Below are 13,117 nucleotides of genomic sequence, written 5' to 3' on the forward strand. Positions count from 1 at the left end.
GTGACCGGGGTCACCATCGGGCTCGACCTCGGCACCACGAGCGTGAAAGGTGTTCTCCTGCACCCGGACGAGGGGATCCTCGCCTCAGCAGGACGGACGAACCGGCTGTCGTCGCCGCATGCCGGCTGGGCGGAGGCCTCGCCCAGCCAGTGGCGCGAGAACGCCCTGTCGATCATCGCCGAGCTGGCCGCCGTGGCGGCCCGGTCGGCTCACACGGTGACAGCCGTCGGGACGTCGGGAATGGTCCCCGCGGTGGTCGCCATCGGGGGCAACGGCGAGCCGACGCGGCCGGCGATCCTGCAGAACGACTCGCGGGCGCACCACGAAGTGGCGGAGATGGCGCGACTGCTGGAGACGAAGCATCCGCTCGAGCGCACCGGATCGCCGGTGACGCAGCAGTCGGTCGGCCCGACAGCCCTGTGGCTCGAGCGACACGAGCCCGAGGTGTGGCACCGCACGAGCCTGATCGTGGGTTCGTACGACTGGCTGCTGATGGCACTGGGGGCCGAGGCGCACGTGGAGCGCAACTGGGCGATCGAGTCGGGACTGTTCGATCTCGCCGCGGCGGAGTTCGAGCCCGCGATCACGGCCGGTCATCTCCAGGGCCGGCTGGCACCGGCAGTCTCCTCCGGCACCGTCGTCGGCACGATGAGTTCCGCGCTCGCCGCGGCGTGCGGACTGACCGGCGAGGTGTCGCTCGTTGTCGGCGGGGCGGACCACGTGCTCTCCGCCGTCGGCGCCGGTCTCGCGACCGGGGGCGATTGGCTGGTGAAGCTGGGCGGCGCGGGAGACATCCTCGCGGTGTCCGGAACACCCGTGGTCGACGAGCGCTTCTATCTCGACGCTCATCCGGTGCCTGGGCTCTGGCTGCCCAACGGCTGCATGGCCACCAGCGGCAGTCTGGTGCGGTGGATGCAGGATGTGCTGCAGGAAGACGACCTCGCGGCGCTCGACGCGCGGGCCGCGTCGCGCCCTGCGGCCGAGGTGCTCTGCCTGCCGTACTTCCTCGGCGAGAAGTCGCCGCTGAACGACCCGGAACTGCGCGGTGTCTTCGCGGGCCTCCACCTCGGCACCGACCGGTACGACCTCTACCGCGCGGTTCTCGAAGGGGTGGCCTTCGGCTTCCGCCACAACGCCGAGGCACTTCGTTCGGCGGGGGTGCCGCTGGATGCCGCGACGGTATCCGACGGTGGGGCGAATTCGATGCTGTGGAAGCGCATCCATGCGAGCGTGCTCGCGACGCCCCTCCGCACGCTGCGGCACCATCCCGGAGCATCCCTCGGAGCGGCAGTGGCCGCGGCGATCGGCGTCGGAGATCTGCCTGGCTGGCAGGCGATGGCGCGGTTCGTGCTGCCCGGCGTCACCGTCGACCCGGAGCCCCAGCTCGTCGACCGCTACGACGAGGCCTACGCTCTCTGGCGCCAGCTCGGCGATTCGACTGGCGCTGTCATGCACGCGCTGTCCCGGCGCCGCTGACAACGCGCTCACCGGCACCGAGTTCGGCGGCACCGACATCGGGCCCGCGCGGCGGGGTTAGTGTTGTGAAGGTGATGCGTCCAACCATCGCAACGGTCGGAGAGCTGCGTGCCTCGGGGCACCAGCAGAAGACGCTGCGCACAGAGATCCGCGACAACCTGCTCGACGCCCTCCGTGAGGGGCGCGACCCCTGGCCGGGGCTGCACGGCTTCGAGACCACCGTCATCCCGCAACTCGAACGCGCGCTCATCGCCGGGCACGACATCGTGCTGCTCGGGGAGCGCGGGCAGGGCAAGACCCGCCTGCTGCGCACGATGAGCGGCCTGCTCGACGAGTGGTCGCCGGTGCTCGGCGGCTCCGAGCTCGGTGAGCACCCCTACGAGCCGATCACCTCGGTGAGCAAGCGGCGCGCGGCCGAACTCGGCGACTACCTGCCGGTGGAGTGGCGGCATCGCGACGAGCGTTACTTCGAGAAGCTCGCCACGCCCGACACGAGCGTGGCCGACCTCATCGGCGACGTCGACCCGATGAAGGTGGCCGAGGGGCGCAGCCTGGGTGACCCGGAGACGATCCACTTCGGGCTGATCCCGCGCAGCCATCGGGGCATCGTGGCCATCAACGAGTTGCCCGACCTCGCCGAGCGCATCCAGGTGGCCATGCTCAACGTGATGGAGGAGCGCGACATCCAGATCCGCGGCTACGTGCTGCGACTGCCACTCGACGTGCTCGTGATGGCGAGCGCCAACCCCGAGGACTACACCAACCGCGGCCGCATCATCACACCGCTGAAAGACCGCTTCGGCGCCGAGATCCGCACCCACTACCCGACCGAGCTGGTCGACGAGGTGGCCGTCATCCGGCAGGAGGCCGAACTCGTCTCCCACGTTCCCGACTACCTGATCGAGATTCTCGCCCGCTTCACCCGGGCGCTGCGCGAATCGAGCGCGGTCGACCAGCGCAGCGGCGTGAGCGCCCGGTTCGCCATCGCCGGCGCCGAGACCATCGCCGCAGCGGCCCTGCACCGGGCGACGCGGCAGGGAGAGCCGGATGCCGTGGCCCGGCCGATCGACCTGGAGACCGCTGTCGACGTGCTCGGCGGCAAGATCGAGTTCGAGTCGGGCGAGGAAGGGCGCGAGGACGAGATTCTCGAGCACCTGCTGCGCACCGCCACCGCCGAGACGGTGCGCGCGCACTTCCGGGGCATCGACTTCGGCGTGCTCGTCGACGCGCTCGAGAGCGGCGTCATGGTGACGACCGGCGAACAGGTCGCCGCACGCGACTTCCTCGCCGGCCTGCCCTCGCTCGGCGAGTCGGAGCTCTACGACGAGGTGACCGAGCGGCTCGGCGCGACCAACGACGGTGAGCGGGCCGGGGCCATCGAGCTCGCTCTCGAGGGGCTCTACCTCTCGCGCAAGATCAGCAAGGAGATCGGCGGAGGCGAGGCCATCTATGGCTAGGGCCAACCGCCGGCTCACGCGCGGGTCGCGCTACGGGCGGTATGTCGACGGGCCCGACCCGCTGGCACCGCCGGTCGACCTCGCCGAAGCGCTCGACGCGATCGGCGAAGACGTGATGGCGGGCTACACGCCCGAACGCGCGATGCGGGAGTTCCTGCGCCGCGGCGGCCGCGACCAGGCCGGGCTCGACGACCTGGCCCGCCGGGTGGCCGAGCGGCGGCGCGAACTCGCCCAGAAGCACAACCTCGACGGCACCCTGCAGGAGATCAAGGAACTGCTCGACCGGGCCGTGCTCGCCGAACGCAAACAGCTCGCCCGCGACGCGATGATGGACGAAGGCGACCGCGCGCTCGCCGAACTGCAGCTCGGCAATCTGCCCGCCTCGACCGCCGCCGCGGTGAGCGAGCTCAACGGCTACGACTGGAAGAGCGCCGACGCGCGCGCCGACTTCGAGAAGATCAAAGACCTGCTCGGCCGCGAGATGCTCGACCAGCGGTTCGCGGGCCTCAAGAACGCCCTCGAGAACGCCACCGATGACGACCGTCAGGCGATCAACGAGATGCTCGGCGACCTCAACCAGCTGCTCGACGACCACCGCCAGGGCCTGGACACCCAGGAGCAGTTCGACGAGTTCATGGCCAAGCACGGCGACTACTTTCCCGAGCAGCCGGCCGACATCGACGAACTGCTCGACACCCTGGCCCAGCGGGCCGCCGCGGCGCAGCGCATGCGCAACTCGATGACGCCCGAGCAGCGGGCCGAACTCGACGCGCTCGCCCAGCAGGCCTTCGGGTCGCCCGAGCTGATGCAGTCGCTCGCCCAGCTCGACGGCAACCTGCGGTCGTTGCGGCCCGGCGAGGACTGGAGCGGCTCGGAGAACATGAACGGCGACGAGGGCCTCGGCCTCGGCGACGGCACCGGCGTGTTCCAGGACATCGCCGACCTCGATGAGCTCGCCGAGCAACTGTCGCAGTCGTACAGCGGTTCGCACCTCGACGACCTCGACCTCGACAAGCTCACACGCCAGCTCGGTGGCGAGGCCGCCGTCGACGCCCGCACCCTGCAGCAGCTCGAGAAGGCGCTGCGCGACTCCGGCACCATCAAGCGCGGCTCCGACGGCCAGCTCAAGATGACCCCCAAGGCCATGCGCCAGCTCGGCAAGGCGTTGCTGCGGGATGTCGCCCAGCGACTGTCGGGCCGTCAGGGCGCCCGAGACCTGCGTCAGGCCGGCGCCGCGGGCGACCGTTCCGGGGCCACCCGCGAGTGGGCGTTCGGCGACACCGAGCCATGGGACGTCACCCGCACCATCACCAACGCACTGACCCGCACGGCGGGCGAGCGTGCCCAGGCGCAGACAGCGGTGGGCAGCGGCGAGCCCGGGGGAGCGCTCGGCGGCGGCATCCGGATCGAGATCGGCGACGTGGAGGTGCAGGAGACCGAGGCCCGCACCCAGGCCTGCGTGGCTCTTCTCGTCGACACCTCGTTCTCGATGGCGATGGATGGCCGCTGGGTGCCGATGAAACGCACGGCCCTCGCCCTGCACACCCTCATCACGAGCCGGTTCCGCGGCGACGACCTGCAGTTGATCGGCTTCGGGCGGCACGCCGAGGTGATGGACATCGAGCATCTCGTGGGCCTGGATGCCATGTGGGACAAGGGCACGAACCTGCACCACGCGCTGCTCTTGGCGAACCGGCACTTCCGCAAGCATCCGAATGCCCAGCCCGTGCTGCTGATCGTGACCGACGGCGAACCGACCTCTCACCTCGAGCCCAACGGCGAGATCTACTTCACCTACCCGCCCGACCCGGTTACCATCGCGTACGCGGTGCGCGAGCTCGACAACTCCATGCGCCTCGGCGCCCACACGACCTTCTTCCGGCTGGGCGAAGACCCGGGGCTCGCCCGGTTCATCGACTCGATGGCGCGGCGGGTGGGCGGCACGGTCGTGGCACCCGAGGCCGACGACCTCGGCGCGGCGGTGGTGGGGTCGTATCTCGGGTCGCGGCAGAGCGGCGGAAGCGGCGGCACCGGTGGGGCGAACGGGTTCGACGGGATGTTCGGCCGCGGCTGGGGCTCCTGGACCGGCTGAGCGCGCCGGCGCTTCAGGCCAGGAATTCAGTTCGGCCCAGAACAGTTCGGCCCAGAACAGTCCGGCTCAGAACAGCGGCCACGGCACCGCCGGCATCTCGCCGCGCGGGGCCGGGAACACCCGCTGGGCGCGCAGCCGGTCGAGGCGGGTCACGAAGGTGGCGATCTCGGCCCCGGTGAGGTAGCCGGCGAGGGTGGCGCCGAGATCGGCGTCGAGCCGGGCGCGCACCCGATCGAGGCCGTCGACCTCGTCGTCGGTGAGTTCTTCGCCCAGCCACCCCCAGAGCACCGTGCGCAGCTTGTGCTCGACATGGAAGGTGAGCCCGTGGTCGACGCCGTGCCGGTGGCCGTCGGGCATGGCCAGCACGTGGCCGCCCTTGCGGTCAGCGTTGTTCACCACCACGTCGAACACCGCCATGCGGCGCAGCGCCGGCGTGTCTTCGTGGATGAGCGCCACCTCGCGACCCTCGTCGTCGTAGCCGTCGAAGACGTGCCGCCAGCCCTCGTCGGGTAGCTCGGTGGCCACGACCAGGTCGACGGTGTCGTGCTCGAGGTCGGAATCCTGCCAGAGCTGCACCATGCCGGGGCCGAGGGGCCCGTCGCGGAGCCAGGTGCGGGGCACGACGTTCCAGCCGAAGGCCTCCGACACGAGGTAGGCCGCCACCTCACGGTGGGCGAGGTCGCCGTCGGGGAAGTCCCACAGCGGTTTCTCGCCGGCGATGGGCTTGTAGACCACGGCCGTCTCGCCGATGTGGGCGAGGAAGGTGGCGTTCGAGGCCGCGGCGATGCGCCCGGTGAGTTCGAGCTCGGCGTGCTGCAGCTCACCGTCGCCGTCGCCGTGCCCGCTGGTCGTCACAGATCGTCGGGTGACGCGCAGATGTGGCCGTCGGCATCCATCGGGTTGCCGCAGAGAGGGCACAGGGGCCGGCCCGCGCCCACGATCTCGCGGGTGCGCTTGGCGAAGGCGCGCGCGGCGCCCACCGGCAGCCGCACGAGCAGCATCTCGGCCGGTTCGACCTCGAGCTCGTCGAGCTCTGCGAGGTCGTCGACGTCGTCGGCATCGACGATGACGAGCGGGTAGGCCTCGATCACCACCTGAGCGGTGGTCGGATCCCAGCCCAGGCCGATCGCGCCCGTGCGGAACTCCTCATCGACCGGCTGCTCGAGCGGCTCGTTGTCGACGAGCTCGACGGGGGTGACGGCGGGCACGCTGAACTGGTTGCCCTCGTTGACCATCAGTTCGTCGAGGATCTCGTCGATCTTCTCGGCGAGCAGGGCCGACTGCTCCTTCTCGAGGGCGGCGCTGACGATCTGGCTGCCCGAGCGCACCTGCAGGTAGAACGTGCGCTCGCCGGGCAGGCCGATCGTGCCGACCACGACCCGGTCGGGCCAGTCGAACGCGTGAACGATAGTGGGCATGGTCACATTTTAGGAGGGCGAACCGGATGTCGCCTGCGGACCGGCCCCTCCACCCACCGGGGCATCGCCCGCGCGCGCGGCCGACGCGAGCCAGGCGAGGTCGCCGGAGTCGGTGTTGGTGGCCACGACATCGGGCCGGGCCGCGCCGTAGCGCACGATCGACACGGATGCCGGCCCCACGCTGATGCGCTGGAACAGGTCGAGGTGCATGCCGAGGGCGTCGGCGAGGATCGACTTGATGACGTCGCCGTGACTGACCGCCACCCACGCGGCACCCGGCCCGTGCTCGGCCTCGAACCGCGCGTCGTGCCGCCGGATGGACGACACCGCGCGTGCCTGCATCGCCGCGAGCGACTCGCCGCCCGGGAACTCGGCGGCCGACGGCTGCTGCTGCACCACCGACCACAGCTGTTCCTTCGACAGCTCGGCGAGCGAGCGGCCCTGCCACTGCCCGTAGTCGCACTCGGTCAGCCCGCGGTCGATCGGCGTCGCGGGAGAACCGGCCTGCCGGTCGAGGATGGCGCGGGCGGTCTGCCGGCAGCGCTCGAGCGGGCTCGAGACCACGGCCACGAGGGGCACGACGGCCAGGCGCTGAGCGGTGCGGGCCGCCTGCTCGCGACCGACGGCGTCGAGCCGCACGCCGGCGGCACGGCCCGCGAGGATGCCGGCGGTGTTGGCGGCGGTGCGTCCGTGCCGCACGAGGATGACAGTGGCCATGCTGCAAGCCTAGACAGCGAGCGACGACCCGGAGTTCGGGCCCGGTCGAGCGGGAGCGGCGGCATCCGTGTCAGGATCGGATATGACCGACCGCCTGATGCTGCTCGACACGGCCTCGCTGTACTTCCGCGCCTTCTACGGGGTGCCCGATTCGATCCGCCGCCCCGACGGCACGCCCGTGAACGCGGTGCGCGGCCTGCTCGACATGATCGCGCGGCTCGTGACCGACTACGAGGCGACGTCGCTCGTGGCCTGCTGGGACGACGACTGGCGGCCGCAATGGCGGGTCGACCTCATTCCGAGCTACAAGGCGCACCGGGTGGCCGAGGTCGTGCCGGGCGGCAGCGACATCGAGGTGGTGCCCGACCCGCTCGAGGCGCAGATCCCGATGATCCGGCACACGCTCGGGCTCGCCGGTATCGCGATCGTGGGCGCACCCGAGCACGAGGCCGACGACGTGATCGGCACCTACGCCACGGGCGCGAAGCTGCCGGTCGACGTGGTGACGGGTGATCGCGACCTGTTCCAGCTCGTCGACGACGCCCACCACGTGCGGGTGATCTACACGGCGCGGGGCATGAAGAACCTCGAGGTGCTGACCGACGCGGTGGTGGTGGGTAAATACCGCGTGGTGCCCGAGCAGTACGCCGACTACGCCACCCTGCGCGGCGACACCTCCGACGGGCTGCCCGGCGTGGCGGGAATCGGTGAGAAGACGGCGGCCTCGCTGCTCGGTGAGCACGGCACCCTCGACGGGCTGCTCGCCGCGGCCGACGACCCCGACGGCGGGGTGTCGCCCTCGGTCGCGGCGAAGCTGGCCGCGGCCGCCGACTACCTGGCGGTGGCCCCCACGGTGGTGAAGGTCGTGCGCGACCTCGACCTGCCGTCGCTGGAGGAGGCCGGAGCGCGGCTGCACCCGGTGGTGGGCGACGAGCGGGCCGAGCTCGAACGGCTCGCCACCGAGTGGAACCTCGGCGGCGCGGTGGGGCGGCTGCTCGCCGCGCTCGACAAGCTCGCCTAGGTCTGCCGGGTGCTCCCGGTCTTCGCCGTGCTGCCGGTCTTCGCTGCGCTCTTCGCCCCGTTCTTCTCGTTCTTCTTCTCCGCCCGAACCGATCGGCGGCCCGCCTTCTCGGCCGCGTATTCGCTCTTCAGGATGCCGCGGGTCTCATTCGTGGGCCCCAGGACGGGCCGCAACCACTCGGCGTCGGGGTTGGCGTCGACGAGCAGCATCTTGCCCAGCAGCGTCAGCGGCACCGCGAGGATGGCGCCGATCGGGCCGATGATGACGGCCCAGAGCAGCACCGAGAAGAAGGTGACGGTCTGGCTGAGCGACACCGCCTGCCCGACGACCCGCGGCTGGATGATGGACTGCACCACCGCATTGATGACCCCGTAGACGATCACGATGGCGATGACGGTGGGCCAGCCGCCGATGAGGAAGCCGAAGATGATCGGCGGGATGATGGCGAAGAAGTAGCCGATGTTGGGCACGAAGCTCAGCAGAAAGGCGAGCAGCCCCCAGAGCAGTGCCGCCGGCACCTGCAGGATGAGCAGCGCGATGGTGTTGAGGGCGCCCTGCGCGATGCCGAGCACGGTCGTGACCACCATGTAGCGCCGCACGTTCGAGGTGTAGGAGGTGATGGCCGTGACCAGCTGCGGGCGGCGCTCGCGCAGCTGGCCGAGGATGGTGTGGGCGTAGACGGCGTCGGCGGCCATCAAGATCATCATGGTGAGCACGATCACCAGGGCGCCCGTGATGCCCGCCACGCTGCCGATCGCGGCCGAGACCGCGGCGACCACGCGGCCGGGGTCGATTCCGGCGACGATCGCCTGGATCTGCGCCTGATCGATGCCGAGCGACGTGAGGCCGGCGGCGATGGTCTGCCCGACCTGCTGGAACTGGTCGGCGTAGCCCGGCAGCATCGCCGCGAACTGGGCGAACGCGATCAGGATCGTGTAGGTGAACGCCGCGAGCAGCCCGAACACCACGAGGATCACGGCGCCCGTCGCGAGGCCGCGCGGAACGCCGACCTTCTCGAGCGCGGTGCGCACGGGGCTCGCGCAGATGGTGAGGATCAGTGTCAGCAGCACCGGGGCCAGGATGCCGCGCAGCCCGCTGATGCCGATGCCGACGACGACCGCCGCCGCCAGGCCGACCAGGATGGTGACGCCCCGAGGGTAGTGCGGGCGTGATTCGCTGCTGTCGGTCATGGGCACTCCCACTCGGTCACGTGTGCCCACCGTAGGAGCCCGGGCGGGCGGTGTCGTCATCCCTTTGGGGTGATGCAGTGCGGCGAGGGCCGTCGCTACCGTGGACCATGACCGATGTGCTCTTCGCGAACCTCGTCTGGATCGTCGTCATCGCGGCCGATCTGGCCATCCGCATCGCGGCGCTGATCGTGGTGCCCAAGCGGCGCAAGCCGACCGCTGCGATGGCGTGGCTGCTCGCCATCTTCCTCATTCCGTTCATCGGCGTGCTGCTGTTTCTCGTGATCGGCCGCACGAAGCTCCCGCGCAAGCGCCTCGAGCTGCAGAAGGCGGTCGACGCCATGATCGAAGAGGGCGCCGAGGGCCTCGACCTCGCGCCGCGGCGCGCGTCGTGGCCCACGTGGTTCGACCGGCTGGTGACCCAGAACCAGCGGCTCACCGGCATCCCGCCCGCCGACGGCAACCGGGCGACGCTGCACCCCGACTACGAGGGCGCCATCGCCGCGATGACCGCCGAGATCGAGGGGGCGACCCGGTTCGTGCACGTGGAGTACTTCATCGTGTCGTTCGACGCCACGACGGCCGGGTTCTTCGCGGCCCTCGAGCGGGCGGTGCAGCGCGGTGTCACCGTTCGGCTGCTCGCCGACCACCTCTCGTCGGTGCGGGCCGCGCACAGCAAGCAGACCTTCGCCGAGCTCGACCGCATCGGGGTGACCTGGGCGTTCATGCTGCCGCTTCGGCCGCTGAAGGGGCAGCTTCGGCGCCCCGATCTGCGCAACCACCGCAAACTCGTCGTCGTCGACGGCCGCGTGGCGTTCATGGGGTCGCAGAACCTCATCGACCGCACCTACAACTCGAAGAAGAACCTCGCCCGCGGCCTCAAGTGGCAGGAGCTCGTGACCCGGCTCACGGGCCCGGTGGTGACGAGCGTCAACGCGGTGTTCCTCGGCGACTGGTTCAGCGAGACGGGGGAGCGCATCCTCGACGAGAACGTTCCGGCCGGTCTGGTCGCCCGCGACGACGGGCCCGACGCGCTCGAGTGCCAGCTCGTGCCGAGTGGGCCGAGCTACGAGTTCGAGAACAACCTGCGGCTGTTCCTCGCCCTCATCTACGCGGCCGAGCGACGGGTCATCATCACGAGCCCCTACTTCGTGCCCGACGAGGCGATGATGTACGCCATCACGGCGGCGTGCCAGCGCGGGCTCGAGGTGCAGCTGTTCGTGTCGGAGATCGGCGATCAGGGCCCCGTGTTCCACGCCCAGCGGTCGTACTACGGCGAGCTGCTCGAGGCGGGCGTGCGCATCTTCCAGTACCCGGCGCCGTTCATCCTGCACGCGAAGCACCTCTCGATCGACGACGACGTGGCGGTGATCGGGTCGAGCAACATGGACATCCGGTCGTTCGCCCTCGACCTCGAGATCTCGCTGCTGGTGCGCGGCGCGTCGTTCGTGGCCGGGATGCGGCAGGTCGAGCAGCACTACCGCGACGTCGGGCGCGAACTCACCCTCGCCGAGTGGCAGCGGGAGCCGCTGCGGCGAACCGTGTTCGACGGTCTCGCCCGGCTGACCTCCGCACTGGAGTGACGAAGCGGATGCCGCGGCACACCCGCCGGGCAGATCACCCGAACGGGATGACGACACGACGCGCGACCACGACGAGACTCGGGGCGCGGCACTCGGGCGACGCGGCTCGGGCCGGCGACCGGAGGATGTGATGGCGACGAAGACGGCGGCCGAGAGCGGAGCGCCGGAGCCGGGCGGCCGGGCGGCGCAGACGGGTGCACGAGCGCGCGACGACGGCGTGCCCCTCTCGCGCGGCAACGCCGAGCGCCGGGAGGCGGGTCGCGCGGCCCGCACGCTCTCGCGCCGGCGCGCGCACGCCGAGTGGGATGCCGTCGGCGACCGAGCCGACGTCGTGGACATCCTCGAACGCCAGGCCGAGTCGCGGGTGCCGTCGCTCGTGCCGGTGCGCCACGGCCGCATGCTCGCCTCACCGTTCGCGTTCTACCGTGGCGGAGCGGCGGTCATGGCGGCCGACCTGGCCGCGTCGCCCGACTCCGGTGTCATGACGCAGCTCTGCGGCGACGCCCACCTCGCGAACTTCGGTCTCTTCAAGACGCCCGAGCGGGCGCTGATCTTCGACCTCAACGACTTCGACGAGACCGCTCGCGGCCCGTTCGAATGGGACGTCAAGCGGCTCGCGGCGAGCTTCGAGATCGCCACCCGCTACCGCGGTTTCGGCGACGACGACCGGCGCGCCGCCGTTCTCGCCGCCGTGCGCGCCTATCGCCGCACGATGCGCCGGCTGGCGAAGGGCCGGGTGCTCGACAGCTGGTACGGGCGGCTCGACGAGGGCGACGTGCGCACCCTGCTGCAGAAGGCGAGCGGAGGGAGAGGCAACCGCCGCCCGGCCCGCGAGGCCGAGTCGACGTTCGCGTCGGCTCACGAGCACGACAGCGTGCGCGCCTTCTCGAAACTCGTGCACGAGGTCGACGGGCGGCTGCGGTTCATCTCGGCCCCACCGCTGATCGTGCCGATCGAGGAACTGCCGCCCGAGGAAGGCGGTTTCGGCCCCGACGGCGCCGACGACCGGGTCGCCATTCCCGAGCTGTTGCGGCGCTACCATAGCACGCTGGCGAGCGCGTCGCATCCGCTGCGCGAGTTCACCTACCATCACCTCGCCCGCAAGGTCGTGGGGGTCGGCAGCGTGGGCACGCGCGCCTGGGTGGTGCTGCTGCAGGGCACCGGCTCGGGCGACCCGCTGCTGCTGCAGGCCAAGCAGGCCGAGCGCTCGGTGCTCGAGAGCGGGCCGGAGCCGCCGCTCTACGAGAACAACGGCGAACGGGTGGTGCGCGGTCAGCGGTTGATGCAGGCGGCGAGCGACATCTTCCTCGGCTGGCAGCGCGTGGTGCGCGACGACGGCTCGGAGCGCGACTACTACATCAGGCAGCTGAGCGACGGCAAGGCATCGGTCGACATGGAACGCGCCCGGCCCGCCGGCGCCCTGATCTATGCCCGCCTCTGCGGCGAGACCCTCGCCCGGGCGCACGCCCGCGCCGGCGACCGGCTCGAGATCAGCGCCTACCTGGGCGCGCGAGACGTGTTCGACGAGGCGGTCGCCGACTTCGCCGCCCGCTACGCCGACCAGAACGACGCCGATTTCGAGGCGGTGCGGCAGGCGGCGGCGTCGGGGCGCATCACGGCGAGCGGATGACGCGATGCCCACTGCCTCGGATGGTCGACAAGAGCCCGCCAGCGTGACCCCCGGCCGCCTGCGGCGCCTGTTCGTGACCCCCGAACTCGTGTCGGGAATCGTGCTGGTGAGCGTCGTGGTCGCGGTGGCCGACGAACGCGACGGGGTGTTCGACGTGTTCGCGATCACGCTGCTGAGTGTGCTCGTGTTCTGGTTCACCGAGTTCTTCGCGCACACCGTGGCCGAGCAGCGCGGAGCCGAACGCGGCGACCCGGTGGAGCTGCGCCGCTCGCTGCGCACCGCCTTCGGCAAGTCGCGCGGCTTCTTGTTCGCCGGTGTGCTGCCGACGTTCTTCCTGCTGGTGGGACTCGTCGTGGGCCGCGAGGGAACGGTCGCCTACTGGGTGGCGCTCTGGGTCGGCGTCGCGACCCTGGGGGTCGTGGGCTGGATCGCCTTCGGCGGCCGCGGACTGCCGTGGTACGGCCGGGCGGTGGGGGCTCTCGCCACCGCCCTGCTCGGCGTGCTCGCGGTGCTGTTGAAGATCGTCGTGCACTGAG

General features: G+C 71.0%; 11 protein-coding genes. 7 read left to right on the plus strand and 4 right to left on the minus strand.

Annotation, left to right across the window (positions count from 1 at the left end; all coding sequences use genetic code 11):
* The 3 genes from N1032_RS21050 (at position 1) to N1032_RS21060 (ending at position 5,025) form a co-directional block, all read left to right on the plus strand.
* Positions 1 to 1,476: an FGGY family carbohydrate kinase gene (locus N1032_RS21050; protein ID WP_259542073.1), complete on the plus strand. Its 1,476-nt coding sequence runs from the start codon at positions 1 to 3 to the stop codon at positions 1,474 to 1,476.
* 74 nt (positions 1,477 to 1,550) lie between these two features.
* The gene (locus N1032_RS21055; protein WP_259542140.1) at positions 1,551 to 2,933 is read left to right on the plus strand and encodes a MoxR family ATPase; all 1,383 of its coding nucleotides are present in this window, start codon (positions 1,551 to 1,553) and stop codon (positions 2,931 to 2,933) included.
* The gene (locus N1032_RS21060; RefSeq protein WP_259542075.1) at positions 2,926 to 5,025 is read left to right on the plus strand and encodes a vWA domain-containing protein; all 2,100 of its coding nucleotides are present in this window, start codon (positions 2,926 to 2,928) and stop codon (positions 5,023 to 5,025) included. The genes N1032_RS21055 and N1032_RS21060 overlap by 8 nt, the downstream gene beginning before the upstream one ends.
* 66 nt (positions 5,026 to 5,091) lie before the next feature.
* Here N1032_RS21060 and N1032_RS21065 read toward each other — a convergent pair whose 3' ends face one another.
* Genes N1032_RS21065 through N1032_RS21075 form a run of 3 tightly spaced genes read right to left on the minus strand, consistent with a single transcriptional unit; the run spans position 5,092 to position 7,160 of the window.
* On the minus strand, positions 5,092 to 5,880 hold the full coding sequence (locus tag N1032_RS21065; RefSeq protein ID WP_259542077.1) for an SCO1664 family protein: 789 nt from the start codon (positions 5,878 to 5,880) through the stop codon (positions 5,092 to 5,094).
* On the minus strand, positions 5,877 to 6,443 hold the full coding sequence (locus N1032_RS21070) for a DUF3090 domain-containing protein (protein WP_259542078.1): 567 nt from the start codon (positions 6,441 to 6,443) through the stop codon (positions 5,877 to 5,879). Before N1032_RS21070 ends, N1032_RS21065 begins: the two co-directional genes overlap by 4 nt.
* A 9-nt stretch (positions 6,444 to 6,452) precedes the next feature.
* Positions 6,453 to 7,160, minus strand: coding sequence for an MSMEG_4193 family putative phosphomutase (locus tag N1032_RS21075; protein WP_259542080.1), 708 nt, complete (start codon positions 7,158 to 7,160; stop codon positions 6,453 to 6,455).
* Positions 7,161 to 7,242: 82 nt separating this feature from the next.
* On the opposite strand from N1032_RS21075, the gene N1032_RS21080 reads away from it, so the two are divergent.
* A complete protein-coding gene (locus tag N1032_RS21080) occupies positions 7,243 to 8,181 on the plus strand; it encodes a 5'-3' exonuclease (protein ID WP_259542082.1) in 939 nt (312 codons plus the stop codon).
* Here N1032_RS21080 and N1032_RS21085 read toward each other — a convergent pair.
* Complete coding sequence (locus N1032_RS21085) at positions 8,178 to 9,371, minus strand: AI-2E family transporter (RefSeq protein WP_259542083.1); 1,194 nt, start codon at positions 9,369 to 9,371, stop codon at positions 8,178 to 8,180. The two genes, N1032_RS21080 and N1032_RS21085, sit on opposite strands and share 4 nt — an antisense overlap.
* 107 nt (positions 9,372 to 9,478) lie before the next feature.
* Here N1032_RS21085 and cls point away from each other — a divergent pair, with 107 nt between their 5' ends.
* From cls to N1032_RS21100, 3 genes are all read left to right on the plus strand, one after another.
* Entirely contained in the window at positions 9,479 to 10,951 is a 1,473-nt protein-coding gene (gene cls, locus N1032_RS21090; RefSeq protein ID WP_259542084.1) for a cardiolipin synthase, read from the plus strand.
* A gap of 130 nt (positions 10,952 to 11,081) precedes the next feature.
* A complete protein-coding gene (locus N1032_RS21095; RefSeq protein ID WP_259542085.1) occupies positions 11,082 to 12,581 on the plus strand; it encodes a DUF2252 domain-containing protein in 1,500 nt (499 codons plus the stop codon).
* A gap of 4 nt (positions 12,582 to 12,585) precedes the next feature.
* Positions 12,586 to 13,116, plus strand: coding sequence for a hypothetical protein (locus N1032_RS21100; RefSeq protein ID WP_259542089.1), 531 nt, complete (start codon positions 12,586 to 12,588; stop codon positions 13,114 to 13,116).
* Position 13,117: the final 1 nt, after the last annotated feature.

It is taken from the genome of Herbiconiux daphne, from assembly GCF_024979295.1.
Taxonomy (GTDB): Bacteria; Actinomycetota; Actinomycetes; order Actinomycetales; family Microbacteriaceae; genus Herbiconiux; species Herbiconiux daphnes.